At 46.5% G+C, this 26,107-nt stretch carries 24 protein-coding genes and 1 pseudogene; 11 read left to right on the top strand and 14 right to left on the bottom strand.

The features are described from left to right. Nucleotides 1–42 precede the first annotated feature (42 nt). Both MSMTP_RS12225 and MSMTP_RS12220 read right to left on the bottom strand, forming a co-directional pair. The gene (locus tag MSMTP_RS12225; protein WP_048179816.1) at nt 43–303 is read right to left on the bottom strand and encodes a hypothetical protein; all 261 of its coding nucleotides are present in this window, start codon (nt 301–303) and stop codon (nt 43–45) included. Between the two features lie 429 nt (nt 304–732). Then, entirely contained in the window at nt 733–1,851 is a 1,119-nt protein-coding gene (locus MSMTP_RS12220) for an AAA family ATPase (RefSeq protein WP_048179813.1), read from the bottom strand. A gap of 749 nt (nt 1,852–2,600) precedes the next feature. Between MSMTP_RS12220 and MSMTP_RS12215 the strand changes: the two genes are divergently transcribed. The 3 genes from MSMTP_RS12215 to MSMTP_RS12205 all read left to right on the top strand — a co-directional run bounded on the left by MSMTP_RS12215 (nt 2,601) and on the right by MSMTP_RS12205 (nt 4,475). Then, the gene (locus MSMTP_RS12215) at nt 2,601–2,789 is read left to right on the top strand and encodes a hypothetical protein (RefSeq protein WP_048179811.1); all 189 of its coding nucleotides are present in this window, start codon (nt 2,601–2,603) and stop codon (nt 2,787–2,789) included. Between the two features lie 473 nt (nt 2,790–3,262). Further along, nucleotides 3,263–3,730 (top strand): hypothetical protein, encoded by a 468-nt coding sequence (locus MSMTP_RS12210; RefSeq protein WP_156153824.1) that lies wholly within the window; start codon nt 3,263–3,265, stop codon nt 3,728–3,730. A 211-nt stretch (nt 3,731–3,941) separates the two neighbouring features. Further along, a complete protein-coding gene (locus MSMTP_RS12205; RefSeq protein WP_048179806.1) occupies nt 3,942–4,475 on the top strand; it encodes a hypothetical protein in 534 nt (177 codons plus the stop codon). Between the two features lie 201 nt (nt 4,476–4,676). Here the strand turns inward: MSMTP_RS12205 and glmU (MSMTP_RS12200) are convergent, their stop codons facing one another. The 5 genes from glmU (MSMTP_RS12200) to MSMTP_RS12180 all read right to left on the bottom strand — a co-directional run bounded on the left by glmU (MSMTP_RS12200) (nt 4,677) and on the right by MSMTP_RS12180 (nt 11,725). After that, nucleotides 4,677–5,870 (bottom strand): bifunctional sugar-1-phosphate nucleotidylyltransferase/acetyltransferase, encoded by a 1,194-nt coding sequence (glmU, locus tag MSMTP_RS12200; protein ID WP_048179803.1) that lies wholly within the window; start codon nt 5,868–5,870, stop codon nt 4,677–4,679. After that, nucleotides 5,867–7,171, bottom strand: a complete 1,305-nt coding sequence (gene glmM / locus MSMTP_RS12195) for a phosphoglucosamine mutase (RefSeq protein WP_048179800.1) — start codon at nt 7,169–7,171, stop codon at nt 5,867–5,869. Before glmM ends, glmU (MSMTP_RS12200) begins: the two co-directional genes overlap by 4 nt. 76 nt (nt 7,172–7,247) lie before the next feature. Beyond that, nucleotides 7,248–9,101, bottom strand: coding sequence for a glutamine--fructose-6-phosphate transaminase (isomerizing) (gene glmS, locus MSMTP_RS12190; protein ID WP_048179797.1), 1,854 nt, complete (start codon nt 9,099–9,101; stop codon nt 7,248–7,250). A 20-nt stretch (nt 9,102–9,121) separates the two neighbouring features. Beyond that, a complete protein-coding gene (glmU, locus tag MSMTP_RS12185; protein WP_048179794.1) occupies nt 9,122–10,339 on the bottom strand; it encodes a bifunctional sugar-1-phosphate nucleotidylyltransferase/acetyltransferase in 1,218 nt (405 codons plus the stop codon). Nucleotides 10,340–10,777: 438 nt separating this feature from the next. Next, nucleotides 10,778–11,725: a calcium/sodium antiporter gene (locus MSMTP_RS12180; RefSeq protein WP_048179792.1), complete on the bottom strand. Its 948-nt coding sequence runs from the start codon at nt 11,723–11,725 to the stop codon at nt 10,778–10,780. Between the two features lie 426 nt (nt 11,726–12,151). Here MSMTP_RS12180 and MSMTP_RS12175 point away from each other — a divergent pair, with 426 nt between their 5' ends. From MSMTP_RS12175 to MSMTP_RS12160, 4 genes are all read left to right on the top strand, one after another. Next, entirely contained in the window at nt 12,152–13,153 is a 1,002-nt protein-coding gene (locus MSMTP_RS12175) for a glycine betaine ABC transporter substrate-binding protein (RefSeq protein WP_048179789.1), read from the top strand. Between the two features lie 303 nt (nt 13,154–13,456). Beyond that, a complete protein-coding gene (locus MSMTP_RS12170; RefSeq protein WP_048179787.1) occupies nt 13,457–14,584 on the top strand; it encodes an ABC transporter ATP-binding protein in 1,128 nt (375 codons plus the stop codon). A 123-nt stretch (nt 14,585–14,707) separates the two neighbouring features. Then, complete coding sequence (locus tag MSMTP_RS12165; RefSeq protein WP_048179785.1) at nt 14,708–15,388, top strand: ABC transporter permease; 681 nt, start codon at nt 14,708–14,710, stop codon at nt 15,386–15,388. Continuing rightward, complete coding sequence (locus tag MSMTP_RS12160) at nt 15,379–15,999, top strand: ABC transporter permease (protein ID WP_048179782.1); 621 nt, start codon at nt 15,379–15,381, stop codon at nt 15,997–15,999. The genes MSMTP_RS12165 and MSMTP_RS12160 overlap by 10 nt, the downstream gene beginning before the upstream one ends. A gap of 180 nt (nt 16,000–16,179) precedes the next feature. On the opposite strand, the gene MSMTP_RS12155 is transcribed toward MSMTP_RS12160, so the two are convergent. Continuing rightward, complete coding sequence (locus tag MSMTP_RS12155; RefSeq protein ID WP_048179779.1) at nt 16,180–16,464, bottom strand: DUF427 domain-containing protein; 285 nt, start codon at nt 16,462–16,464, stop codon at nt 16,180–16,182. A 476-nt stretch (nt 16,465–16,940) separates the two neighbouring features. Here MSMTP_RS12155 and MSMTP_RS12150 point away from each other — a divergent pair, with 476 nt between their 5' ends. The 3 genes from MSMTP_RS12150 (at nt 16,941) to MSMTP_RS12140 (ending at nt 20,952) form a co-directional block, all read left to right on the top strand. Then, complete coding sequence (locus MSMTP_RS12150; RefSeq protein ID WP_048179776.1) at nt 16,941–18,779, top strand: cation:proton antiporter; 1,839 nt, start codon at nt 16,941–16,943, stop codon at nt 18,777–18,779. 345 nt (nt 18,780–19,124) lie between these two features. After that, complete coding sequence (locus MSMTP_RS12145) at nt 19,125–20,381, top strand: replication protein A (protein ID WP_048179773.1); 1,257 nt, start codon at nt 19,125–19,127, stop codon at nt 20,379–20,381. Nucleotide 20,382: 1 nt separating this feature from the next. Then, on the top strand, nt 20,383–20,952 hold the full coding sequence (locus MSMTP_RS12140; RefSeq protein ID WP_048179770.1) for an RPA family protein: 570 nt from the start codon (nt 20,383–20,385) through the stop codon (nt 20,950–20,952). Nucleotides 20,953–21,086: 134 nt separating this feature from the next. Here MSMTP_RS12140 and MSMTP_RS19360 read toward each other — a convergent pair. Then, nucleotides 21,087–21,164 (bottom strand): annotated as a pseudogene (locus MSMTP_RS19360) (IS200/IS605 family transposase); the annotation flags it as partial. A 106-nt stretch (nt 21,165–21,270) separates the two neighbouring features. Between MSMTP_RS19360 and MSMTP_RS12135 the strand changes: the two are divergent. Then, a complete protein-coding gene (locus MSMTP_RS12135; protein WP_048183505.1) occupies nt 21,271–21,492 on the top strand; it encodes a hypothetical protein in 222 nt (73 codons plus the stop codon). A 254-nt stretch (nt 21,493–21,746) separates the two neighbouring features. On the opposite strand, the gene MSMTP_RS12130 is transcribed toward MSMTP_RS12135, so the two are convergent. The 5 genes from MSMTP_RS12130 to MSMTP_RS12110 form a co-directional block, all read right to left on the bottom strand. Next, nucleotides 21,747–22,298: a metallophosphoesterase gene (locus tag MSMTP_RS12130; RefSeq protein WP_048179768.1), complete on the bottom strand. Its 552-nt coding sequence runs from the start codon at nt 22,296–22,298 to the stop codon at nt 21,747–21,749. Nucleotides 22,299–22,553: 255 nt separating this feature from the next. Further along, on the bottom strand, nt 22,554–23,345 hold the full coding sequence (locus tag MSMTP_RS12125; RefSeq protein ID WP_197076194.1) for a MarR family transcriptional regulator: 792 nt from the start codon (nt 23,343–23,345) through the stop codon (nt 22,554–22,556). Continuing rightward, on the bottom strand, nt 23,345–23,866 hold the full coding sequence (locus MSMTP_RS12120; protein ID WP_048179762.1) for an ArsR family transcriptional regulator: 522 nt from the start codon (nt 23,864–23,866) through the stop codon (nt 23,345–23,347). The genes MSMTP_RS12125 and MSMTP_RS12120 overlap by 1 nt, the downstream gene beginning before the upstream one ends. Nucleotides 23,867–23,931: 65 nt before the next feature. Continuing rightward, nucleotides 23,932–24,969, bottom strand: a complete 1,038-nt coding sequence (locus MSMTP_RS12115) for a deoxyhypusine synthase (RefSeq protein WP_048179759.1) — start codon at nt 24,967–24,969, stop codon at nt 23,932–23,934. 381 nt (nt 24,970–25,350) lie between these two features. Then, entirely contained in the window at nt 25,351–25,848 is a 498-nt protein-coding gene (locus MSMTP_RS12110) for a pyruvoyl-dependent arginine decarboxylase (protein ID WP_048179756.1), read from the bottom strand. Between the last annotated feature and the right edge of the window lie 259 nt (nt 25,849–26,107).

Genomic DNA, 26,107 nt, shown 5'->3' with positions numbered 1-26,107 from the left:
AGATTTCGAGAAGAAAATCTCCCGGAAAAGATATCCGGGAACTCAGACGAGGGTCCAGTCCAGTTTATTATCTTCTGCGTCGTAAAGGAAAACTTTCATGGTCTTGTCTTCGACTTCGTAAGTCGGCCTTACTCCCAGGTAGAGGGTATCTCCTTCCTTAATGTCGAGTTTCCCTTTTACCCTTCCGAAGTACACTCTGCCTTTAGTGTCCTTTTCTTCGACTGTTATGCCTTTCCACATCAAGTTTTCTATTATGTTTAAAACCACGCATTCAAATCGGTCGGTTTCTCGTATTTCATTCATGAGGATCCCTTCACACGCTTGTTTCAAGTCCCTTTTGTGGACCTTTTTCAATCTCAGTTCGGAGTTTGTTCAGACTTTTTACTTCAGATCTGGTTTAGACCTTTTACTTCAGATCTGGTTTAGACCTTTTACTTCAGATCTGGTTTAGACCTTTTACTTCAGATCTTTATTTAAGCCTTTATTTCCGATCTCAATTCAGATAAGATGCCGATTTTTCTAAATAAAGCTATTCCCAGAGCTTAATGGCTGATCTATTTGAAAGCTGGTTGTTCAGTTCTTGAAAAAGAGGTTTTGAAAAAAGGATTAACGGTGAACCAAAACAACCACCGCCCAGATAATTCATTAATGTGTTGGAAATTTATCACCATACAAAAAACTCATCTCTAATGAGCAATTCATTGCAGCACGGAAAACTCCTTCCTGAAAAGCTCATACGTAGAGCCCGCTTGGGTCCTGGGTAGGCTCATTTTTTCCGAGTTTTGAAAAGGCTTTTTCGAAGTCTTCTGCCCTGACTGTTTCCCTGTCTTCAATAATTACCTGGTGCAGGGCGGTTTTCAGGACCTTTTCGACCAGGTCCCTGCCTGAAAGCCCTTTTGCTTTCTTTGCCAGGGCTTTGAAATCGCAGTCTTCTACGGGAAGGGGGAAGGTCTTTACGTTGGATTCGAAGATCTGCCTTATCTCTTCTTCTCCGGGGAGCACGAACTCGATCTCTTCTTCAAACCTGCTCCTTACCGCAGCGTCCAGGGATTGGGCCCTGTTTGTGGAACCTATGGTGCAGACCCCTTCGCGTTCTTCGATTCCGTCCATCTCGGTCAGGAGGGCGTTTACGATTTCACTTACGTCTCCCCTGAGTTCCTGGAAGCGTCTGTCCAGGGCTATGGCATCCAGTTCGTCGATGAAAATGATGCACGGCGCCATTTCTTCCGCCCTGTCGTATAGCTGGTGGATCTGCCTGGAACTGTCTCCTACGTATTCCCCAATCAGCTGGGTGGCTTTGACGGGGATGATGGGAACGTCAGTCTTGTTTGCAAGGGCTTTTGCAAGCATGGTTTTCCCGGTTCCCGAGGGGCCGAAAAAGAGGATGTTCCTCGGAGCCCATTTCCCGAAACGTTCCGGTTCATCAAGGAAGCGTTCGATCAATTTGCATTTCCTTTTTGCGTTTTCCTGTCCTATCACGTCATCGAAGACAACATCGCTCTTGATTTCATTTGTGGAGAAAAGGCTGTTTTCTTCCTCTGTTACGATGATTGACGTGTTCATCCCGATCAGCGACTCGGCAGGTTCGACATCGATTATCCGGTACGCAAAGTCCGGAAACATCCTTCGGTCAAAGAGGTAATCTCCCTTGCGGGCAACGTAGCCGTTCCATTGTTCCCGAGCGTAGAACTCAAAAACGTCTCTGTTTTCAACTATGGGGTACTCTTCCATCATTCCACTCATCGGGTACCCTTCAGGTTTCAGGATTAGCAGCTCGGAAGTGGATTTTCCGAATTCCGTACTGGTTGCATGACTCTTTTTTGTGTTCACTCGGTGGGAGACAGTTCGCACTTTGTTATCAACTCGAATGCTTTTCTTTAATTAATATGTAAATCAAGGGAACTAATAAAATTAACCCTTTAAAGCAATTTACATTTTGGGGGCAGCTTTCGTGACCATATTCAGGGGAAAGATCTGCTTTTGAAGTTGCTTGCATCCCTGAATTCGTATTTATGTTTCAGGAATTGTATTTATGTTTCAGGAATTGTATTTGTGTTTCAGGAATTGTATTTGTGTTTCAGGAATTGTATTTATGTTTCAGGAATTGTGTTATTTTTTCCGAAATCCTGGTTTACATTTCCAGAGTTATGGGATTTTCCGGAAACCGTTTTTGTGTTAGGAAGTTTTATTGATTTGAGGGGATGGGGGGTTATAGCTCACATCTCTATTTAAAATCTCTCTTGGCCGGATATGTGCTTTCTTCTTCAGGGAAATAATTCCCATTAATTCCCATGATGCTTTTTTTGCTAACTATCCCGGCTTCTGAATAGAAAGAAGCCCTGGCAAGTAACAATTATATAGGCATATATTCAAATAATATGTGCTTATGTATTGCGGGATATAATACTAATGTAAAATATTATATATGAGTAAGAAATTATATGAATATGGTACTCAGGTACTTTTTCGCTTAATGTGCGTTAATTTGAATCCCGTACATATAATAATGCCAGCATAGCTAATGTTGGAAGAAAGCAAAAGCTAATATATTAAAACTATATTATAAAATTATCGAATATTTAATTTAGAGCATGGTTTTTATGTTTACAATGCAGAACACGGAAGGTTTCGATCAGGTCACTCTTGATAGGATGAATTCAGAAGTTAAGAAAATCATGAGTAAGCACGATCCGAAATCTAAGAATTACACGAAAAATTACGAAAAGATCGAAGAGCAGGTCTTTGATCGGTACTGTACTGAAGTCTTCAGGCCTTCTCTGAAACTCTGAAACTCTCCCGTGAGGGAGACAGGATTGTTCTTACGAACATCCTCTTTCTTTTTTTTCATAATTTCTTCAAGTTTTTATTTTGTATCTTCTATTTTTTACCCTTTCAATTCACCAATACATACATTTTTTTATTATGTGCCCTCCATTTTCACCCTTTCAATTTAATACTTTGTATTTTTTTATTATGTATCCTCTTTTTTATCCTTTCAATTCAATACTTAGCATGTTTTTTTGTTTTTAGTCCTCTATTTTTTGCCCTTTTAATTCAATACTTAGCATGTTTTTTTGTTTTTAGTCCTCTATTTTTTGCCCTTTTAATTCAATACTTAGCATGTTTTTTTGTTTTTAGTCCTCTATTTTTTGCCCTTTTAATTCAATACTTAGCATGTTTTTTATAGTTTTATTTCTTATATTTCTCCATGTTTTTGAAAAAAGGCTTCATTTTTTTAATACTGGCTCTTGCATTTTTACTGATGTTTTCGACCCTGGCGGTAGCTGAAAATTCAACGCTTGGAGAAGGGGTTCCGGATACTGCTGTGAACTCGGAAGCTGACCTTTTCACCCAGATGAAAAACAATATAGATCTCTATAATGAGAACATCAGCTCGGTCCCGAGTTTTGTGACGAACCTTGTCGATAGCAAGGAAATCCTTTTTATCATTACTCTCGATGATGGTTCGGAAATGAATGTCCACGGCTCTACTGATGAAAAAGGGGTGTTTGTGCTTTTTGAGGAGATAAACGACACTTCAGGCCTTGAAGATGCCCTTCTCGTCAGGAGCGATGAATCCACTGCCCGTGAAATAATGAACTCCAGTGATCCCGCTTACACCCTGAGACTGGCGTTAAAAGAGAAGACCGTAGTTATTGAAAACGCAAGTTTCTTTGAAGGTATCGTACTCTGGTTTGCGAAATCCTCTCTTGCAGACATCCTGTTTTGAGTTTTCTCAATCCCGTCTACTTTAATTCTTTTTTACTATTTTTTTCACTACTTTTTACATTAATTTTTACATTACCACTTATCATGCTTTTATTTTGTTACGTTTGCATTAATGACTAAAATAATGCAGTCTGAAGGCTTTGATTCCTCTTTGAATGGCAGGGAATACATAATTCACGAACATTTTTATATCCAGACTCCTTATTCTCAACATGCACTTTTCGGGCAAAAATAAGGTTCTGGCTGTCCTGTTCGCGGCTCTTCTGCTCATGCCGATGGCAGGTGCGGTTTCGGAGTCCGGGGACATCAGGGAAGCGGAATTTTTTAAAGCTCCTGACGAAGCTGCGAACGGAGAAAATGGTCTCTTCGATGAATTGAGTGTGAAAGCCGAGCTTTACAATGAGAATTTTGATGAAGTTCCCATGCTTTTTAAAAGGCTGGTTGGAAGCCAGGAAATTGCTTTGCAGATCAAGCAGGATGACGAGAATATGCTCTATGCGACTGCGATTATGAGGGGCGGAATGGTGGGGGAGTTTTACAGTTACGATACACCTGAAGATCCGATCTCGAAATTCGGTCCCTCCATGACTGTGGAAACTGATGAGCAGACGGTTCATCAAATCCTTGACTCGGAAGACCCGCTTAAAGAAGCTGTCCAGAGTATGAATGAGGGGACGCTTGTAGTGGAGGTTGAGGGTTTTTTCAGAAAAGCTGTCCTCTGGACAATAACAAAGCTTTATTCCTGATGGAAATCAAGAATAAACCAGGAATTAATCGAAAATTATCGAGAATACATCTTTTTTAGAACTGGAACTCCCGGTCTGAACTGGGACACAGTTTTGTCTTTTGAAGGTCGGCTGTGCCCTGGAAGGCAGTTCAAATCGGTGGTACCCCGGAGCCTGAGTGCAATCGGGAACCACCATTTCTTTTTTGAATTTTTTTTCAGGTCAGTGCCTTATAAATTCTCCGGGGTAGGTGAAGCTTCCTTTTTTCATCATCACGCCAGTATTTATGCTCGTATTGATTCCGGTATGCACTTCATCGCCCATGATCACCCCGAGCTTCCTCCGCCCGGTATCAACGACCCTTCCTTTGACCATTATTTTTATGTTCCTCCCGTCGTGCCGGAGGTTTGCAATTTTTGTGCCAGCTCCAAAGTTGCACCTGTGCCCGATTATGCTATCTCCCGCATAGCTCAGGTGTCCCACGTGGGTGTCTTCCATGACGATCGTGTTCTTGATTTCAACGGCGTTTCCTATCCTGATATGGTTCCCAATCGCAGTGGATGGCCGGATAAAGCAATTAGGCCCGATGTCACAGTCTTTCCCGATTACCACGGGCCCTTCAATGTAGGAACCGCTTCGGATAAGAGTTCCTTTCCCAATTGCAATTTCCCCTTTCAGGGTTACATTCGGCTCTACTGTGCCTTCGCATTTTCCTTTAAGGTCTTTCAGCAGGTATTCGGTAGCCTTCAAGAGGTCCCAGGGGTACCCGATATCTATCCACTCGGCTGCCAGGGGCCTGTAGCCTACGGGCGCTCCACTGTCAATAAGCATCTGGATGGAGTCCGTAATCTCCAGTTCCCTCCTCTCGGAAGGCCGGGTCCTGTCAATGTATTCGAATATGGATTTCCTGAATAGGTAGATCCCGGCGTTTGCAAGGTTTGTGGGGGGCCTTTTCGGCTTTTCCAGGATTTTTACAACTTTTTCACCTTCAGTCTCAAGCACCCCGAAGTCCGAGGGGTTCTCGACCTCTTTTACGCAGATAACTGCTTCTTCTTTCCTTGCTGCCAGGGCTTTCAGGTCGTCTGCCCCGACCAGCATGTCTCCGTTAAGCACCAGGAAAGTGTCCCCTACATGCCCGCGGGCACAGCCGATTGCGTCGGCGGTCCCGAGCTGTTCTTTCTGGCGGACATAGTCGATGCTGACATCCCAGGCTTTTCCGTCCCCGAAATATTCCCGGATCTGCTCTTCCATATAGCCGATAATGAAAACAAACCCGTCAACACCTGCTTCCACTGCAGCATCTACTATGTGCTCCAGGATGGGTTTGTTCGCAACCGGAAGCATTACTTTCGGGCAGTCGGAAGTCAGGGGCTCCATCCGGGTTCCTTTCCCTGCTGCAAGGATAACTGCTTTCATGCAAGTGCCTCCTTTACGATTTTTTCAGCCATTTCAAAGATCCCATCAACGTTTTCCCTGGCTTCGGCCGTGATCCTTACCTTGGCTTCGGTCCCCGAAGGGCGGACAAGTACCCAGCCGTTTTTCATTTCCACACGGATGCCGTCGATATCCAGGACTTTTCCCAGGGGTTCGAGCTTTGCCTTCACTTTTTCCATGAATTCGGCTTTCTTTTCGTTTGCACAGGGCAGGGCGCCCCTTTTTGTTGCATAATGGGGAAGTTCTCTCCTGAGTTCGCTGAGCGGCTTTTCTTTCACGATTTCAAGCAGCTTTGCAGCGGCATAAATCCCGTCAGGGCAGTAGGAGATTCGCGGGAAAATCCAGCTTCCCGAAGGTTCTCCCCCATATACGGCTCCATGCTGCTTGATGCCTTCCGCCACATAGACATCCCCTACCCTTGTCCTCACCATTTCGGAAGCAGGGAGGGAGTCGTCAACCATCATGGAGGTGTCCACGGGCACCACAACCGTGCCCCCGTTCTCCCCGCATTCGTAGCGTCCGAAGATTGCAAGCATCTCGTCCCCGGAGACAAAGTTTCCTTTCTCGTCTACAGCCATCATCCTGTCTGCATCCCCGTCGTGGGCGATTCCGAGGTCGGCTTCAAAGCTTACAACGGCTTTTTTGAGCATGGAGAGGTTCTCGTCGGAAGGCTCCGGGTTCCGGGCAGGGAAGTGCCCGTCCGGCTGGGCGTTGAGGGTTATGACCTCACAGCCTAGCTCCCGCAGGAGGTAGGGAGTAATGGTCCCTCCGGCCCCGCAGCCGCAGTCCAGCACCACGCGAAGGGGTGCTCCCTCCGCAAGTTTTTCTATCATGTCCATATGGCTGCGGACAGCATCCCCGTTTTCCGTAACCTTCCCTATCCTGTCCCAGGAGGCGAGGGAATAGCCGGAATTTTCAATTGCATCCTCGATTTCCTCCTGCTGGGCGGAGTCAAAGGCCATCCCGTCAGGGTTCCATAGCTTGATTCCTACATATTCCGAAGGGTTATGGGAGGCCGTAACCATGACCCCGCAGTCATAGTCCCGGGCTGCGTAGGCGAGGGTGGGGGTGCTCACAAGCCCGACCCTTGTAACGGTACAGCCTGTCGAGGTCAGCCCTGCGATCAGGGCGTGCTCTATCATGGAGGCAGCGGTCCTTGGGTCTTTTCCGATTACTGCTGTTTTTTTTCGACTTCCCAGTACAAGCCCTACTTTCAGGGCAAGTTCGGGGCTGATCTCTCTATTTGCAATTCCTCTGATTCCTGATGATCCGAACAGTTTCATTTATTCCACTCCGACATTTCCGGAAAAGCGATGGTACTTCCTCCTATATGGTTTTTCCTTCATTCCACTGTGGAGCTCATTCCACTGTAACGCTCTTTGCAAGGTTGCGTGGTTTGTCTATTGAACAGTCCCTGGCAAGGGCGGTATAGTACGCAAGGAGCTGCAGGACCACAGTACTCAGAATCGGGGCCAGGAGTTCATCCGTGCTGGGAACTCTGAGCACCACATCCACATATTTTGCAATCTCGGTATCTTCCGCGTCCGCAACAGCAATAACGACTGCATCCCTCGCTTTAACTTCCTTTATGTTGCTGAGCATCTTTTCGTAGGTATGCCCTCTGGTTGCAATGGCGACTACCGGTGTTTTTTCGTCCAGCAGGGCAATTGGCCCGTGTTTGAGTTCCCCTGCAGCAAAGCCCTCTGCGTGTATGTATGAAATTTCCTTGAGTTTGAGGGCTCCTTCAAGGGCTACGGGGTAGTTCAGGTTCCTGCCCAGGAAAAAGTAGCTCTTTGCATCGGCAAAGGCTTCGGCACATTCCTTTACTGTTTCTTTCCTGTTCAGGATCTGCTGGATCTGGCCGGGAATCTTTCTCATCTGAATTATAAAGTCCTTGACGTAGTCCGGGCTTACTTTGCCCCTCAACTGGGCAAATTTCATGGCAAGCAGGTAAATTACGGTTAACTGGGCCGTAAAGGTCTTTGTGGCTGCAACCCCTATTTCAGGGCCTGCCCGGGTGTAAATAATACTGTCCGTTTCCCTGGTGATTGTGCTACCCACAACGTTCGTGACCGAGAGGGTGGGGCAATAGTATGATTTGATGCCCCTGACAGCTGCGAGGGTATCAGCGGTTTCCCCTGACTGGGTAATTGCGATTGCAAGGGTCCTTTCGTCCATTACCGGGTTCCGGTACCTGTACTCGGAACAGACATCAATATCGGAGTGTATGCCTGCCAGCTGTTCAAAGAGGTACTTTCCGAGAAGCCCTGCGTTCCAGGAAGTCCCGCAGGCCAGGACCTGGACCCGGGAAAGCCAGCGGATCTCTTTCTCGCTCATGTTCAGGTCTTCCAGGAATATGTCTCCTTCGAGTTCCGATATCTTGCCTGCCAGGGTATTGTGGATAGAGTTGACCTGTTCGTGGATCTCTTTTAGCATGAAATGCTCGTACCCGGCTTTTTCAGCAGCTTCGATATTCCATTCGATCTTTTCGACTCTTCTTTCCAGGGGATTTCCGTCAAAGTCATATACTTCAACTGTTTTCGGAGTCAGTATCGCCATTTCAAAGTCATTTACGAAAATAACGTCCCTTGTATGGTTAAGGAAAGCCGTAACATCCGAGGCTGCAAAGTTTTCCCCGTTTCCGACCCCTATGACAAGAGGGCTGTCTTTCCTGGCAACGAAAAGTTTCCCGGGTTCATCGGAAGAAAGAACTCCGATTGCATAAGACCCCTCAATCTCAGCCAGGGCATTGCGAAGCCCTGTTAACAGGTCAAACCGTTTTTCGCTTGCTTCCGGACTCCCGTAGACCTGCCTGTGCAGGAGGTGTGCGATTACCTCTGTATCGGTCTCGGACTTGAACTCGTAGCCTTCCTCGATCAGCCTTTCCTTCAATTTCATGTAATTTTCGATAATCCCGTTGTGCACTACCGAGATTTTAACCTCGTTTCCCGAGGTATGAGGGTGAGAATTTATTGTGCTCGGACGGCCGTGGGTTGCCCAGCGGGTATGCCCTATCCCCAACTTGCCTCCCAGTTTTTCCGGAAGTTCAGCTTCAAGGTTTACGATTTTTCCTACTGTTTTGTAAGTCTCAAGCTTTTCGTTCTGGACAGTGATGCCCGCAGAGTCGTATCCGCGGTATTCGAGTTTCTTTAAAGATTCTATGAGCATCGGTGTGGCAGGTTTTTCTCCCGCGTATCCTACAATTCCGCACATTTTTTATCCCCCTTTTGACATCACAGGACCACCGAACTACGGGGAAGGTGCCTGTGTACGGTCTTTCCCGATTCGACCTGGCAGTCGACGGCAATCGTGACTCCGGCTTTTACGAGCACCCTGCATCCGATGTTGTTGTCGTCGCCCACAATTGTTCCGAGTTTCGGGGCATTGTGTATGACGCCGTTCATGTTGATCTCCAGGTTTTCCTTTTCTTCCGCAACGAAGTAAGAGCCCAGGGTGTTATTGCTGCCGATTATGGAATTTGAAACACAGCAGTGGGATGAAATCCTGCAGTCGTTCATTATAATGCTGTTCTGGATTTCTGTAAAAGGCCGGATAGAGACGTTGTCTCCTATGGTTGTCGAAGAAAGGATCACGACGTTTGGTCCGATGTCGCAGTTTTCCCCGATCATAACAGGGCCCACTATGTATGTGCCTGACCTTATCTTTGTGTTTTTCCCGACCGACACTTTCCCTTTTGTAACTACGTTGTCTTCCAGTTTTCCTTCCGTCACTGTCTCTGTTGCGGCATTCAGTACGATGGAATTTGCTTTCAGGAGGTCCCAGGCGTGGACCGCGTCCAGCCATTTGGAATCAGTGGGAACAGCGGTAACCGTTTTCCCCTCATCGATCATTAGCTGCAGGGTGTCTGTTATGGCATATTCTCCATATTCGGATATGGGAGTTTTTTCTATGGTTTCGAAAACCTGTGGTGTAAAGACGTAGATTCCGGTATTTACTATACGGCTTACATCGCCCGGCCTTTTTTCCAGGATTTGCTTAACCTTCTTCCCTTCGGTCAGCACGACCCCGTAACCTTCGGTTTCCTCCATTTTTACGGTCAGGAGGCTTGCGTCCCCTTCGCAGTTCGAAAGGAGGTCTGCGATAGTCCTGGCTTCTACCAGGTTGTCCCCGTTCAGGACAAGAAACGCGGTATCATCGGGACCGATCAACTCCTTTGCCTGTTTGATTGCATGGGCTGTCCCGAGCTGGGCTTTTTGTTCCACATATTTTATGTTGACCCCGAAATTCAACCCATCTTCAAAATAGTCCATTATGCGTTCTTTTTCGTATCCAATAACCAGTATGATCTCTTTGACCCCATTTTCTTCGAGTGAATTTATGACATGTTCCAGGATAGGCTTGTTGGCTACCGGAAGCATAACCTTAGAACGAGTAAGGGTAAGAGGCCTGCAGCGCAGCCCCTCCCCTGCTGCAAGGATGATGGCTTTCATAATATAAATGAATCTTTTTTAGAATTTATACATTGCCTTCAAAAGTTCCTGCTAGCTCCAGATCGGTACGAACCGGTATATAGAGCATCGTAGGGTATTGTTGCAGTTCCCGATGGGATGTGGTCACTATTCAATATTTTGCCGAGGTCCTTTTATTTTGTAGAGTTTTGTAGAAGTTCTTTTGCAGGGGTTCTTTAAAAAGGTGTATGAAAAACTGTTCATTAAAGCTGTTCATTAAAGCTGTTCATTAAAGCTGTTCATTAAAAAAGTTTGTGAAGAACGATTCGTGAAAAAAGGCAGCAGGGGCAAGATAAGGTTTATGAAAGTGTTCGTTAAAAAATGTTCGTTAAAAAATGTTCGTTAAAAAATGTTCGTTAAAAAATGTTCGTTAAAAAATGTTCGTTAAAAAAAGTGGCAGGTGACAGATGAGGTTTTATATCATCCGTACCAGGTAAAGAGCCCTGCCACATACACAAGATAAGCTCCCAGGATAAGGGCGCCCTCCCATCTTTCCAGCTTTTTGCCAGTTAGCCCGAAGATAATGAGGGCGAGCATGATTACAAGCATGAAGGGAAAGTCGTACCCTGCTAACTGGTCTGAAACCGGTAGCAAGCGGATCTGAGATGAGGCTCCGAGGATCATTGCAATGTCCATGGTGTTTGCCCCGAGGATGTTTCCTATGGAAAGGTCCTGATGGCCTTTTTTAAGGGATGCGATTGCAGTTGCAAGTTCGGGAAGGGAGGTCCCTACTGCCACCATGGTCAGGGCTATGATCACTTCCGGGATGCCCAACCATTCCGCGATCTTTATTCCGGAATCGACCAGGATTCTGCTCCCTATGACAACCGAGAGGGCCCCTATAACGAAGAAGACAATGTCCTTTTGCATTTCCTTGATTTTGACCTTTCCGGACCCTGCCCTTTCTTTTCCGAAGATTTTGTACTGGGTCTTCGAGGCGTGATAAAGGAACGCGAAAAAGACCAGAAGGAGGACCAATCCGTCAGGCCCGGAAATTCCTCCGTCCCGGCTCAAAAGGATCAGGACGATTCCTGAGAGGAGCATCAGGCCGCTTTTTATCGGAAATGTGTGGTCCCGGACCGGGATTGCCTTTACGACTATGATCGAACCCAGTACAAGGCCCGTATTGCAGATTGCAGAACCTACGGCATTGCCTATCGTCATGTCGGTATGCCCGATATAGGCTGCAGTTGCGGACACTGCGAATTCCGGGGCTGTGGTCGCGAAGCTTACGATGGTAGCCCCTATGATCATTTTTGGGATCCCACTTTTATTTGAGATTGCCACGGCTGATTCTATGAACCAGTCCGATCCCTTGCTGATCATCGCAAGGCTCAACAGAAAAAGAAAGATCGAAAGTAAATCCATGGCACCCCTTAACAGCGACAAGGGATATAACTCAAACGCCTTGAGTTTCCAGTTCGACCGTTTTGATTTACCCATAAATAATTACAAAATATCTGGATTCTGTTTTTACTCATTTGGGTAACCCATACAAAGTTATAATTAGATAAAAAGGAATATTTGTTAGAAGATTTATTTCAATCATTCGGAGGTTGATTTTAATCGTTATGGGGGATTAATTTCAATCATTAGAAGATTTATTTCAATCATTTGGAGGTTGATTTTAATCGTTATGGGGATTAATTTCAATCATTAGGGGATTAATTTCGATCCTGAGGTGACACTGACTCCAATCCGGTAAAGTTGACTTCAATTCTCAGAGGTCGTTTTTTCTCGGTTAGGAGCTTGATCTCGATCATATTGTATGGGGGGATTTTTATAAAGATTCGGATGAAACTGAATATTCTGGTAGTTTTAATGCTCATTGCCTCTCTTCTGGTCAGCGGCTGTTCGGATAACGGTGCAGATGAACAGGAAAGCGGGCTTGAAGGTGAGGTTGAAGGTGAGGTTGAAGGTGAGGTTGAAGGTGAGGTTGAAGGTGAAGCTGCTGATGGGCTTGGCCCGGTAACTTCTGAAACCATCGTAATCGGAACCAAACTTTTTCAGGAATCTTACATAACAGCGCATATGATTTCACTTTTGCTCGAAGATCGCGGATACAATACCGATGTGAAGGAGAACCTCGGGGGCACGCTTGTAAATTACGAGGCTCTGAAAAAAGGGGACATCCATTCTTACGTGGATTATACGGGGACCATCTACAGCCAGATCCTGAAAAAACCGCCCCTTGAGGAATGGGACCCTGAGCTCGTATACGAAGAATCCGAGCAAGGGCTCCTTGAGGGGGACGGAATTGTAATTGCTGCCAGCCTGGGCTTCGAAAACGCCTATGCCATTGCCGTGGATGAGGGATGGGCGGAAAGCAACGAGGTTTTCACGATAAGTGATCTTGCACCCCATGCCCCTGATATGGAAATTGGCACCGACCCCGAATTTGCCACGCGGGAAGACGGGCTGCCCCAGATCGACCGGGTCTACGGGTTCACGTTCAAGAACTACAACCCCATGGTTCCGGGCATAATGTATGAAGCCATCAAGAATGAAGAAGTGGATGCCATAAGTGCCTATACCACTGACACCCGAAATGACCTTTACGAACTGAAGGTGCTTGAGGACGATCAAAACGCCCTGCCTCCATACGATGCGGTAGTGCTGGTTTCGGCCGAGTTTGAGGAGGAGTACCCCGAAATCGTGGCGATACTTGCGGAACTCGAAGGCAGGATTGATTCGGATACCATGCGGCAGCTTAACGGAGAGTACGACATCGAAAATCGGGAAGCCAGGGACATCGCGCGGGCCTTCCTTGTGGAAGAAGGCCTGATTTCGGGCTGATTCCGGAGCTCTTTTAGGTACGTTATCCTTGAGGAGTTTCAGGACTCTTACAAGTTTCGGTACTCTGCCGAGGTTTGGCGGTCCGGGGATCTTTTTCGTCCCGGATTGTTCCAGATTTTTGCTTTACTCCGAATTTCTTTAAGGTTAAACACCAAACCGGGTTAAGCGCTCTGCCAGTCTAATTGCTCTGCCAGTCTAATTGCTCTGCCAGTCTAATTGCTCTGCCAGTCTAAGTTCTCTAAAGGCTTCAGTACCGGGTTTCGGTATCGTGTTCAGAATCTCTGCAAAGTTTCAGTTTAATTCATGAAGTTCAAAAAACTTTTTAACCGAATCGAGTCCGTCAGGCTCGAAAACGTAACGAAGAAGTATGGGGACCGTTTCGCCGTCAGGGACCTGGACCTTGAGGTCAGGGGAGGGGAACTTATGATCCTGATCGGGCGCAGCGGTTCCGGGAAAACTACTACCCTTCGGATGATCAACCGCCTGATAGAACCCGATATCGGGAGAGTGTCCATAAACGGAGAGGATGTGGGGGACTTCGACCCGGTACGGCTCAGGCGGAGCATCGGGTATGTGATCCAGAACATCGGTCTGCTCCCGCACCTGAAAGTCTCGGAAAACATCGGACTCATCCTGAAACTGGAAGGGTGGGATGAAGTAAAAATCCGGGAAAGGGTCAGCGAACTTCTGAATTTCGTATCCCTGCCTCCTGAAAGTTTCATGGACCGCTATCCTCACCAGCTTAGCGGGGGACAACAGCAGAGGATCGGGCTTGCAAGGGCTCTTGCTATGGACCCTCCGCTGCTCCTTATGGACGAACCTTTCGGGGCACTTGACCCTCTTCTCAGGACCCAGCTCCAGGACGAGTTCTGCAAAATAAAAAAGGAACTCGGGAAGACCATCGTTTTCGTTACCCATGACATCAATGAAGCTTTCAAGCTGGGGGACCGGGTTGCCATTATGGATAACGCTTCTCTTGTTCAGGTGGGAACTCCCGAAGAACTGATCTTTGAGCCTTCAAGTGAGCTTGTTTCTGAAATTGTTGACTCGAAAAGAAAATACAGGCACATGGAAGCGTTGAAAGTAAGGGATATGGCGCAGCCCCTTGATCCCGGATATTTCCTGGAAGGAAATCTACCTGCCGAAATTGCTCTTAGAAAAATGGTTGATGACGGACTTGAAGTCGCTTTCGTGTTTAAAGAATCCGGGACTGTGGGAAAAATTTCATTAAATGAAGTCCTGAAGGCCGGAAAGACCGGGAAAAGCCTGAAAGAAATCTCAAAATCCCTTCTCGTAGTTCCTGCAGATGCTTCACTTTTCGAGGCCCTGATGCAGCTCAAGGAAGAGGAGGAGTCCATGGCGCTGGTCCTGGAAGGGGCAATTCCGGTAGGTCTTCTTTTTTCCGACAGGGTTCTCCAGGGACTGATCTAAAAGTTTGATCTAAAAGTTTGGTCTAAAAGTTTGATCTAAAAGTTTGATCTAAAAGTTTGATCTAAAAGTTTGATCTAAAAGTTTGATCTAAAATTCCGATCTAAACTTGAGGCAGCTTATGGAATGGTGGGTTACCTGAGCGAAGTCGTCCAGATTATAAATGAAGTTTTAACGGAAGTCCAGAGGGTCTGGAATACCCAGGTCCTTTCGCTTCGCACCCTTGAACACCTCTATATGTTCGCAATTGCGCTTTTTGTCTCCATCCTTGCGGGCGTAGCTGTGGGAGTCCTTATTTACCGGAACCCGAAGCTTGCAGACCCGGTCCTGAACGGCCTGAACGTTGTGGAGACAATTCCGGATGTTGCGCTCCTTGTACTCCTACTTCCCATTTTCGGGATAGGTACAGGCCCGACGGTTGCTGCTTCGATCCTCTATTCCATCCTGCCCATAGCCAGAAATACGTATACGGGCCTTGCAAACGTTCCCAGGGAATATGTAGAGATCGCCGAAGCCCTGGGGCTTAATCCCGGGGAAATCCTTATGAGAGTACGTTTTCCCCTGGCGCTGCCCCTGATAGCAGGAGGTATCCGGATAGCTGTCGTGTTCACCATGGGAGTCGTGACACTTGGGGGCTTGATCGCTGCAGGAGGGCTTGGAGCAGCTCTCCAGAACGGGATACAGCTCTATGACATGGGGACAATCCTGGTAACAGGAGCCTGGGTCGGGCTGCTGGCAGTAATCCTGGACGGGGGAGCAGGCATTATTGAGAACAGGCTGAAGGTGAGGTACGGGACATGGTCATAAACGCAGAAATTCTGGAAGCTACCCTTGAACACCTTTTCCTGGCTTATACGGCACTTCTTGCAGGAATTATCGTTGCCGTCCCTCTGGTCCTTCTCTCATTGTACAGTAAGAGGCTGGCTTCAATGGTCATGAGGTTTTCCAATCTTGTCCAGGCAGTCCCGAGTTTTGCGGTTGTAGCCGTTGTAGTCCCTCTTATCGGGATAGGCTTTACCCCGGCAGTCATTGCCATTATGCTGCGTGTCCTGCTTCCGATTATCAAGAACACTTATATAGGGCTTTTCAACGTAGACCCTGCTCTAATCGATTCTGCAAAGGGAATAGGGCTGACGGAGTTCCAGATAATCCGTAATGTCCGGTTGCCCAATGCCTATCCTGCCATATTTGCAGGGCTCAAGTTTGCTGCCATCCTTGCAAACAGCATAGCCGTGCTGACAGCCCTTATAGGAGGCGGGGGACTAGGGTCAATGATTTTCGAAGGGCTTACCAACTTTAATACTGCAAAAATCCTTGCAGGAACCCTTCCGGTTATAGCCATTGCCCTTTTCCTTGACTTCTTCTTCTCGGTGTTGGAACGCCGTTTGACCCCGAAATACCTTGAAAATGATGCCTAAAAATGAAACTTAGCGATGAGATCTAAATTTGAGATCTATAAATGAGATGTAGAGATGAGATTTGTTTTTTAAATTTGTTTTTATCGGTTTTTACCGGGTTTTAGATTATTATATTTAATGGTCTTTTTATTGTTTAGTTTTTCAGAATAATTTTTCACCTCTTCTTTGTGCCTCAGCAACTTATGCCTCTACCTCCACACCCTTCCAGAAAGCTACATAATTCTTGAGTTCCTTTGCAGCAGGTTCTGGGTCCGGATAATGCCATGCAGCGGCTTTGTTGACCTCTCCTTCCACAACCACGTCATAATAGTTTGCTTTCCCTTTCCAGGGGCAGGTAGTGTGGGTTTCGCTTTCCTTAAAGTATTCTCTGTTTACGGATTCTGGCGGGAAATAGAGGTTCCCTTCGATTATTTTAGGTTCATCGCTTTCTGCGAGCACCTTTCCCTTCCATGTTGCTTTTGCCATTTCTTTCACTCCCTAAGAAAGGTTTTCTTGTAACCGGATTTCAAGGTAAAAGGCTTTTTAATTGAGAATTTTCGGGTAATACTTCCCTGAACCGGTAACATTTCCCCTAACCGGTAATACTTCCCTGAAAATAGATTGGCAGGCATTGTAAAAAAACTATTCCTTCTCCTGGGATTTCCTTTCTCATTTTATATTTGATGAAAGTACTCGTGCAGCAGGTTCCCGGGGGTTTGAGGATCATAAGTCAAATTTATATATGACAATTTATATCTATTAGGGGTTATCGGGCAGTAAGTCCTCAAGGAGGTTAACAATCAGGAGTCAAATTTATATAAAACAATTGTATGATACTGTATACATTACTAAGCATTTTTGTGTTTTTTGGCAACAACACCTTGACATGTCTTACCGTTCAATTTATCTCGGATGTCCACTAAGGATTTTTATTAAGTGTACGCATTATTACAGGGAATCTCATGCTTGATCCGATACTTCTACTTGGGCTGGTAGTTGCCGTGCTTATCATGTCCCTTGCCGCACAGGCACTCAGCCGTTATTTCCGGATTCCTTTTATCATTTTCCTGTTGATCGAAGGAATTATCGTAGGGCCCGAAGTCCTGAACCTGCTGGATCCTGCCCTCTACATCGAGGGGCTCAGTGCTATCGTGGCAATCTCGGTAGCCGTTATTGTTTTTGACGGTGGGCTTCACATTGACCTGAAGCATATCAGGATGGTTCAGGAAAGTGTCCTGAAACTGACAACAATCGGAGTCCTTGTAACCTTTCTGGGAACCACGGTTTTGACCAGCCTCTTGATAGGGATCCCTCTCGAACTAGCCGCCCTTTTCGGAGCCCTTGTCACGGCAACAGGGCCGACAGTGATCTCTCCCATTGTAAGAAACATCCAGATCAGCCACAAGCTCGGCAAGATCCTGGAGCTTGAAGGGGTCCTGAATGATGCTGCCAGTGTGATCCTTGCAGCAATGGTCTTCGAATGGGTCGCAGCAGAACTCTCCGGGACGGATGCGGTAGTCTTTATCCTTTACAGGTTGGGAATCGGAATTGCTCTGGGTTCTTTCAGCGGTTTTGCTCTCCGCTGGTTCTTTACCCGGGGGACGGCGATCAGCAAACAGACCGCAAGGCTGGTTTCCCTTACCGCCGTGTTTGCCTGCTTCGTCCTTTCAGAATACCTTGGCAATGAGTCAGGGATTCTGGCTGTAGCTGTCTTCGGGATCATCCTCGGAACTTCGGAATTTCCTTACAAGGAGACCATCAAGGAATTCAAGAGCGACATTGTGATTGTGATGCTCTCCCTGATTTTCATCCTGCTTGCGGCAATGCTAAAATTCGAGGATATCCAGAGGATAGGGGCAAGCGGGATAGCCCTTGTGCTGCTTCTCGTGTTCCTGATCCGCCCGGTGGCGGTCTTCGTTTCAATGTGGAACTCTCGGATCGGCACGAATGAGAAACTTTTCATTTCCTTCGTTGGGCCCAGGGGCGTTGTGCCGACTTCGGTTGCGACTTATTTTGCAATCAAGCTTGATTCGATGGGCATTCCCGGGGGGCAGACCCTTGTGGGGCTTGTCTTCCTTACGGTTATCATCACGGTCTTCATGAGTGGCAGCCTGTCAAAAAAAGTGGCAGATATACTGGAGGTAATCCCTATGGAAATCCTTATCATTGGTGGAGGAAAGGTAGGCAGGATTCTTGCCGAACGCTTTGACAGAAGAGGAGAAAATGTTGTAGTTGTGGACATTTCCGAGGATAACTGCAAGAAGTGCATGGAACTCGGAATCCGGATCGTCCAGGGCGATGCCGGGGATGTAAATGTCCTGAAAAAGGCAGGAATTGAAAATGCCAAATATGTGGTTGCGACAACCAATAAGGACAACACGAACCTTCTCTTCTGCCAGATTGCAAAAGCTTCTTTCGGATTCAGGGGTGACCAGCTGGTAGCCAGGGTAAACGAGATCGAAAACCTGCAGGCTTTCTGGGATCTGGGCATCCGCGCCATGAGTCCGGCCACGACAACGGCAGTTGTGCTTGACAACATGATCGGAAGGCCCCACCTTTTCTCCATGTGCGAGGTCGGGGGTGAAGGGGACATGATGGAAGTCAAGGTCACTAACCCCAAAGTAGTCGGAAAAGCCATCAAAGATATCCAGTTCCCTGAAAAGAGCCTCCTTGTAATGGTGCAGCGGGGTAGTGATTCCATCATCGCTCACGGGAGTCTTGTGCTTGAATATGAAGATATAATAACCGTGATCGGGGAAGGGGATGCAGCCAAGCGCACTGCTGATATACTTCACAAATAATTTTAAATATTTTGCAAGGTATAGTCTTTGATAATGGTTCTTGATGTCCCTGAGAATATATTTCCTATAAATATACTTTATGAAAATAAAAAAACTGCGAAAATAATTTAGCATTATAAATTCAGGCTTAAAAAGGACGAGTGATTTTTTTCCTGTGTGTGAAAAACATATACGGAAGGGGATAATCACTCTGATTTTCTTCTCCTGAATTTTTTCCTGTGGGGGATAGCAGACTGATTAAAGACTGAACACTTTCACCCTGCTTTGTACAGATTTAAATATTCCAAATGCATACCTTAAAGTGCCTCTCTATAAGAAGACAACCAAGAGGCCTGAGGTAGAACTATGAGACAAATTGCAGAATCAATTAAAGACAGGTTTTTGAAACTTGGCGTCGATGTGCCTATTGAGGACATCGAAGAAAGACTCGACGAACTGATAAAGAAATTCAAAGTGCCTGACAATGAAGCGCAGCGCAGCGTTGTCAATTATTTCTTGAAGAAATATTCCATTCCTAAAAATGAGTTTTATGTGAGACAGGCTGAGCCTCAACTTACCAAAATTACTGATATCTCTGAAAATGGGCAGTGGGCAAACATTAATGCAAAGGTCATACAGCTCTGGGAAAACAATCACGAGTCTATTTCCCAGGTCGGACTTCTGGGGGATGAGACTGGCATCATAAAGTTTACCAAATGGCAAAACGCTGAACTCCCTAACCTCGAAGAAGGGGAAAGCTATCTTTTCCGGAGTGTGGTGACGGGTGAATATAACGACAGGTTCCAGGTCCAGCTCAATCGGAATAGCTCGGCAGAGAAGCTTTCCGAACCAGTGGAAGTCGGAGGGGGCGATTTCACTCCAGGCCAAAGGGAGTCCGAACTCAGGAATATTGTCGACCTTGAGGGAAATAACCAGTGGGTTACGGTCAGGGGAAAAGTGGTGCAGCTCTGGGAAAATTCCCACGAGTCAATAGAGCAGACAGGGCTTATAGGGGACGAGACAGGGGTTGTCAAGTTTACTAACTGGGCAAGTTCCGAACTTCCGGACATGGAAGAAGGCAAAAGTTACCTGTTGAAAAACGTGGTGGTGAGCGAGTGGAACGGCAGAGCTCAGATCCAGCTTAACAGAGGGAGTTCCATTGAAGGGCTTGATGAGGATATTGAAGTTGGGACCTCAACTTTCACATACTCCGGAGCAATGGTGGACATCCAGACTGGCTCAGGGCTGATCAAGCGCTGCCCTGAGTGTAAGCGGGCCCTTGTGAAAGGCGCCTGTGCCGAGCACGGGAAGGTAAGGGGGGAATACGATCTAAGGATCAAGGCGGTCCTGGATTCCGGAACTTCTACCCAGGATGCCCTGATAAACCGCGAACTTACCGAAGAGCTTGCAGGCATCTCCCTTGACGGCGCAATTGCCATGGCTGCAGATGCTCTTGATCCGGGGGTTGTGCTGGACAGGCTGAAACAGGAACTCATAGGAAGGTATTACATAGTTAGCGGTCCGAAACTTGACCGGTACCTCCTTGTGGAATCGATTGCACCGAAGGATTCTCTGGACAGGGAACTCCTTGAGGCAATGCTTGCGGAACTGGAGGTGGAGTAAAATGGCTGGCTTTTTCAGAGAAGTGGCACGTAGAGTATTTGCTCAGGAATTGAAGGATTCGAACCTGACCTCCAGGGACGAGAGCGACCAGTACGCTCCGCAGTATCTCCTGACCCCGACCGGGGCAAAAGTGAACCGCATCTTCCTTGTGGGCACCCTTATCGAAAAAGAGGACATCGGTACGGACTCCGAGTACTGGAGAGGCAGGGTCTCGGACCCGACGGGCTCTTTCCTTGTCTACGCAGGGCAGTACCAGCCCGAACCCGCACAGTTCCTGTCGGAGTGCGAACTTCCTGCTTTTGTGGCGGTGGTGGGGAAGGCCAGTACCTACACCACAGATGACGGAAATGTCTTAACTTCAATCCGTCCCGAATCTATCCAGCAGGTGGACGAACTGACCCGGGACCTCTGGGTGCTCGATACGGCAAAAGAGACTCTTGAACGGATTAAGGGCTTTGAGACGGAAGAAGACCCAAACGCAAAACTTGCAAAGGAACACTATGCAACGGATACGGCTTTTTACCGTTCTATAGTTAAGAAAACACTTGAGTCCCTAAGGGAAAATGTGTGATTGAAAACCTTTCCGGAGAACAGGAGATTTATTTTCCTTTTCTCTGTTTCTTTCCTTTCTTTTTCTTGTCCTTTCTCTTTATATATAGAGCGTAAAACCCCTGGGTCTTTAGCCCAGGGGCTATAAGCGTCAACTTACCCTTGATTCTTTATGTAATATTCTGCCGCTGCTCTGCTAAAGTTTCCGATATAAGAAGCAAAATAACCATCACTTTACAACGTCCTTTCTTTTATTTCGTTTGCTAATAAGGTTAAAGGCAAAATCTTGATAAACAAAAGAAGCATGCTTATAAATAAAAAAGCATCACGAGATGATCCTATGAAAACTTATCTTCTGGTCTGGTTCAACAGTGAAGGCGAGCGTCCTTCCGAGGTCAACAGGAGACTTATGTCTCTCGGTTTTGAACTCACCAAGGGCAGTTACGACTTTGAATTCCAGTGGAACGGCATCGCAAGCCTCGATCAGGTCCTGGAGCTTGGGGACAAGGTGTACCTTAGCCTTCATGGTACGGGTGCTATGTTCAAACTGGAAACTATGTGAGCTTCACGACAATATGAACCGCAAGACAATATAAGCCGCATGAACTAATGAAGCGGATAAAGGGGTAGCAGGGGCATAGGTGTCTCAGAGACTCCAGATGCCGGGTCATGGCTGTTTCCGGTAAAAAAGCTCGGTAAAATCAGTTCTTTGAAGGCATTGTTCCGGAAGTGTAGTCCGGGCTATCAATATATGCCTTAATTTGAATTAGTTCTTTTCGGCATGTTTTCTTTTCCTTCCGGCTCATCAGTATAAGTTCAGGGTGTACCTTTTTTGCCTTTTTCAAGTCCCTTGAGGGTATCCTTAAACTTCATGAACCCGCAGATGTCTCCTTCGAGGGAAATGATCCTGCCGGTTACGGATCCTTTTTCGATTAGCAGTTCCACGACGCTGGGCCTTGACATCCTGGGTTTGGTAGGCGAGCCCGGGCAGATCAGCATTACTTCTTTTTTCTCTATCAGGGGGTGGTGCAGGTGTCCGAAAATCAAAACGTCCACACCCATTTCCTGTGCAAGATAGCCCTGGGCAGTCGTGTCCGTTATGGAGAGCCCTCCTTCATGCACGACTCCGATTTTTACCCCCTCAACTTCGAATTTCAGCCTTTCGGGTAGGCGCTGCCTCAGTTCAAAGGGGTCCGTATTTCCGAAAACGGCTTTAAGTTTCCCTGTGGCTTTGAAAGCTTCGTAAGCTTCGAGAGAACTGAAATCGCCTGCGTGGACGACCAAGTCGCAGTCAGCGAGAATGGTTTGAAGTTGCGGAGGGATATTGCCGGTTTTCATGTGAGTGTCGGAGAGTACGATAAGTTTCATTGGAAAACCTCTTTCTAGCTCTTTACTTTTTAACTCCTGGCGTTTAACCCCTACTGATGGGATAAAGCATTGATTGTACAAAGTCTGTCCTTCAGATTAGGTGTACAAAAGATAAAAACGTGCAATATGGAATTAGCACGAGACCCTGATAACATTAAGTAACAGCCTCAGGTGCCTGACTGATCCGGATTAAAACCGTTTTCCGGGTTGAACCTGTGGAAATAAAAAATAGCCGGGAATTTCCCGGGAACTTATTTAAGATTCAAGGGTCAGGTCAACGAGTTCATATTCAAGGTTTTCGGTCTCGAGCCGGTTGAGGAGCGCCGCAACCTGTTCGTCGACGGATACGACAAGAGAAGAAAGCCCATGATATGCTGCCTCTATTACGGATTCGCTGGTGCCGAACATGACGTTCGGGGTTACCCCGATCTTGCGAAGAGCTATCAGGGCTTCTACTCCAATGGCTGATATATACGGTTTTGAAGCTGCGAGCATCTTCAAACGTTCTATGTCCACATTTCTTGAGCCCCCTCTCTCTACCCTGGGGACCTTGCAGACCGTAATGCTTGCGGTTTCCAGGTCGATGAGGCCTCTGAGGTTGGTTACTCCAACGTCTTCCCCGACTTCCGCATTGGAAATGATAGTCCCGGCTGCTCCTGTCTTATCAGTACTACTGACATACAGGAGTCCGCCTTCCATTTTCAGGTAGACCTCCTGGCCTTCCTTGAGTTCTTCCCTTGAGATGGCTGTCCAGGTCGAGACATGGCTGATGATGTCCTCCATGACAAAGCGGGCGTAGCGTTTAAGTTCTCCGGCGTTTTCAAGGACCCATTCAACGCCTTCTTTTGTAATCCTGTACCTCACCCGTCCTTCGGTGACGATCAGTCCGTCAGCAACCAGCTCTTTGATGTATTCGGAAACTGCCTGGGGGGTTATCCCTATCTTGGCAGCGATTTCCTTTTGCCTCACATTCGGCTGGTGGGCTGCGACCTCGATCAGGACCTGGAACTTCGTGACTCCGCTCTTTGTCTGGAGGATTTTAATCATCAATCGTAATTCTCCTCGTTTCCTTCGATTAGTTTTAATCTTTGTCCCATAACCGAAAGGTGTTCAGACCTGCGGGCAACGGAACATATGTAAAATGGGTTCTTGTTAAGGGTCCGGGTCAGGTTGCTCATTGAATTATTACCTTCTCCGACCAGTCTTTCCAGTTCTTCGATTGCGTCCTTGACCTCTTCATAGGGTTTAAAGGTCAGCATGATTATATCGCTCAAATCTTCAAAAGAACACTGGAAATTTACCTGTACTTTTGAATAGGATGTATGGAACTCTTTTGAGGGCTTCTGCCCCGCTTCGGGAACTCTCCACTGGCTCTCAAGAAGTCCGGCTTTTTTCAGAATCTGAAGACTTCTTCCCGAGTCAGTGCCCATAAACTCATCAAGTTCGGTTTTTGTCATCCATTTGCTCGAAAGTGCATCAAAAACTTTTTTGTGAGTTCGGGACCCGAAAGTCCTGAGTAATGGTACTAAATAGGAAGGATCGTTGATTATTCGAGTTCGTTTACCCATTTATTTCCTCTCCTTCTCGCCTTACACTATAAGCTTTCAAATATAATAAATATTTGTGAGGGTGATTAGTCCTCAAATCCGATTTCAAGCCCTTCCGTTCCTTTCCACTTGAAAATGGGGGCTGAACGCTTCATTCCGCGGCATTTCTCATGCAGGGCATGGACAACTATGGGAAGAGCAATGGTCGCATCCACAAAGACCTGTACTTTTTTTGCCTGGGCTGCTATTTTCCCCCAGGAAACTGCTTCGTCAAAAGTACAGCCTGAGAGTCCTCCCCAGTGGGGAGAATCTGATGTGTACTGGATTGCATAATCATGCCCTCCTACATCGTTTCCCAGGATGGACGCGATTACTTCCGTTTGCTGGATGAAATTCTTGGGAACTCCACCGCCAACGTAGACTACGCCGGTTCTCCTGGATTTTTCCACAATTTCCGTGATCTCATCCACATCTTTTATCTGGTCAATTTCGATTTTTATTCCTCTTCTCCTTGCAATTGTGAGCCCGATTCCAATGGAACTGTCCGAGATTGCCGGGACAAAGATCGGGATGTTGTGCCTGTATGCACTTACGACTATTGAGTCTTCTGGGGCTCCGCGCTTTGCCAGTTCCTTTCCGAGCAGGTACATGAACTCCCTTGACGAACAGGACATCTCTCCGATTTCCTCTGCAAAGTCCGCAATAAGGTTGTCAGCTACCCTGAACTCGTCTTCAACTGCAAAAACGTCGTAGATCCGGTCCACACCATGTTCAAAAAGTTTTTCGTCATTTGCCAGATGTGAACCCACGTAATGTTTCCTGCCAAGGGCTTCGTGGCAGTCATGGAACAGGTTTGCCCCGGTACTTACAAGGCAGTCGATCATTCTTTCCCGGATCATGTAGGAGATGACCCTGCGCATGCCTGCAGGGACCATGGCTCCGGATAAGCCCATGAGGACTGTCATGTTCTCTTCTTTGAGCATGTTTTGCCAGGCCTGGACTGATTCAGCCAGTTTTCTACCCTGGAAGCCGGTTCTGAGCATCCCGTCCAGTACATCGCTTACGGACCGGTCCTTTACATCTATTGGAACGGTTGGGGTGTTGGTAAATACATTGTGATGCATGCCACTCTCCGCAATGAATAATTGATTGATGAATTGGGGTTAATAGTTCTTCTTTTTGGGAGGCAGTAGGGTCTCCTATAAAGCGACTAATAAGATCTCATATAATAGTCTCTTCTGAATGATAACAGTTTCCGGATCTGTATGTATTCGGCAACAGGATTGGAGGTACTATTAGCTCATGAGTTTGTATATTATTTATTAAATATTAATATATGCTGACCCTCGGTTCAGACCTGCCGTCCCGACAGGACTTCAAAAGCATTAAATCCCTGAAAAAGGGATTTGTCTGCCGAATACGGGGCCCCTTTTTGACAACAGGTCCTATGTTTGATAACAGGTCCTATGTTTGATAACAGGTCCTATGTTTGATAACAGATCCTATTAGATTACAAAAACCGCTACAGAGATTACAGTCATCCAATCTCCGTTCTCCCCGACAACGGACGAGTCGGGAATGCTGAAAGTCTTGAGGGGTATCTCATTGGTCCAGGTACTGTACATGCTTTTTGCAAGCTTTACAGCATGTTCCCCTACGTCTTTTGCAGTTTCTCCATAAGCGTGGTATTCTGAAATATAACCATGCTTATTTATGTCTTGTGGAAGAGCGCATCCGACAGAAGTACTGAGCATCCTTCTCGGTTCGTTTGAAGAGATTCTGGACATTACACAAAAGACGACTTCTCCCGGACTTAACTCTTTCAAACCGTCTTCCCTGGATACAATTTCACATTTTGGGGGCAAGATCGAACTTACGGTCACGAGGTTAAAAGTCTCAATACCTGCATCTCGGAGCGCAACTTCAAATGATTCTAAGTGCTCGGGGTGGGTGCCCACTCCACTTGTAAAAAATACCTTCCTGGGAATTAATTTCGTGATCATTTTTACATCCTTGAAAAATAGTCAATTTAAACTGAGTTCAGATAGCAATTATTATTTTTAAGCATTGCCCTTAGATATTGGCGCAAAAAAAGAGTCAATTATTGTTTATCCTGGTAAATAATGGTTATAAACTATTTATATTTCCTATTGTTGTATTTTTAATGTCTTTTTGTCCAAAAAAACTCTTTTAATGCACATTTTTCTAAATATACTTGATTTAAATTTTTATTAACTTTTAAATATATCTAATCTACTGATT

The sequence above is a fragment of the Methanosarcina sp. MTP4 genome (genome assembly GCF_000970045.1).
Taxonomy (GTDB): domain Archaea; phylum Halobacteriota; class Methanosarcinia; order Methanosarcinales; family Methanosarcinaceae; genus MTP4.
This window is presented reverse-complemented; position numbering and strand designations above follow the sequence as displayed.

Coding starts and splice junctions, on each gene's coding strand:
- MSMTP_RS12215 (WP_048179811.1), top strand. CDS start 2,601: ATGTTTACAATGCAGAACACGGAAGGTTTCGATCAGGTCACTCTTGAT.
- MSMTP_RS12130 (WP_048179768.1), bottom strand. CDS start 22,298: ATGAAACTTATCGTACTCTCCGACACTCACATGAAAACCGGCAATATC.
- glmS (WP_048179797.1), bottom strand. CDS start 9,101: ATGTGCGGAATTGTAGGATACGCGGGAGAAAAACCTGCCACACCGATG.
- MSMTP_RS12170 (WP_048179787.1), top strand. CDS start 13,457: ATGAAGTTCAAAAAACTTTTTAACCGAATCGAGTCCGTCAGGCTCGAA.
- glmU (WP_048179803.1), bottom strand. CDS start 5,870: ATGAAAGCAGTTATCCTTGCAGCAGGGAAAGGAACCCGGATGGAGCCC.
- MSMTP_RS12175 (WP_048179789.1), top strand. CDS start 12,152: ATGAAACTGAATATTCTGGTAGTTTTAATGCTCATTGCCTCTCTTCTG.
- MSMTP_RS12135 (WP_048183505.1), top strand. CDS start 21,271: ATGAAAACTTATCTTCTGGTCTGGTTCAACAGTGAAGGCGAGCGTCCT.
- MSMTP_RS12165 (WP_048179785.1), top strand. CDS start 14,708: ATGGTGGGTTACCTGAGCGAAGTCGTCCAGATTATAAATGAAGTTTTA.
- MSMTP_RS12140 (WP_048179770.1), top strand. CDS start 20,383: ATGGCTGGCTTTTTCAGAGAAGTGGCACGTAGAGTATTTGCTCAGGAA.
- MSMTP_RS12115 (WP_048179759.1), bottom strand. CDS start 24,969: ATGCATCACAATGTATTTACCAACACCCCAACCGTTCCAATAGATGTA.
- MSMTP_RS12210 (WP_156153824.1), top strand. CDS start 3,263: ATGTTTTCGACCCTGGCGGTAGCTGAAAATTCAACGCTTGGAGAAGGG.
- glmU (WP_048179794.1), bottom strand. CDS start 10,339: ATGAAAGCCATCATCCTTGCAGCAGGGGAGGGGCTGCGCTGCAGGCCT.
- MSMTP_RS12110 (WP_048179756.1), bottom strand. CDS start 25,848: ATGATCACGAAATTAATTCCCAGGAAGGTATTTTTTACAAGTGGAGTG.
- MSMTP_RS12155 (WP_048179779.1), bottom strand. CDS start 16,464: ATGGCAAAAGCAACATGGAAGGGAAAGGTGCTCGCAGAAAGCGATGAA.
- MSMTP_RS12125 (WP_197076194.1), bottom strand. CDS start 23,345: ATGATTAAAATCCTCCAGACAAAGAGCGGAGTCACGAAGTTCCAGGTC.
- MSMTP_RS12145 (WP_048179773.1), top strand. CDS start 19,125: ATGAGACAAATTGCAGAATCAATTAAAGACAGGTTTTTGAAACTTGGC.
- MSMTP_RS12225 (WP_048179816.1), bottom strand. CDS start 303: ATGAATGAAATACGAGAAACCGACCGATTTGAATGCGTGGTTTTAAAC.
- MSMTP_RS12120 (WP_048179762.1), bottom strand. CDS start 23,866: ATGGGTAAACGAACTCGAATAATCAACGATCCTTCCTATTTAGTACCA.
- glmM (WP_048179800.1), bottom strand. CDS start 7,171: ATGAAACTGTTCGGATCATCAGGAATCAGAGGAATTGCAAATAGAGAG.
- MSMTP_RS12150 (WP_048179776.1), top strand. CDS start 16,941: ATGCTTGATCCGATACTTCTACTTGGGCTGGTAGTTGCCGTGCTTATC.
- MSMTP_RS12160 (WP_048179782.1), top strand. CDS start 15,379: ATGGTCATAAACGCAGAAATTCTGGAAGCTACCCTTGAACACCTTTTC.
- MSMTP_RS12205 (WP_048179806.1), top strand. CDS start 3,942: ATGCACTTTTCGGGCAAAAATAAGGTTCTGGCTGTCCTGTTCGCGGCT.
- MSMTP_RS12180 (WP_048179792.1), bottom strand. CDS start 11,725: ATGGATTTACTTTCGATCTTTCTTTTTCTGTTGAGCCTTGCGATGATC.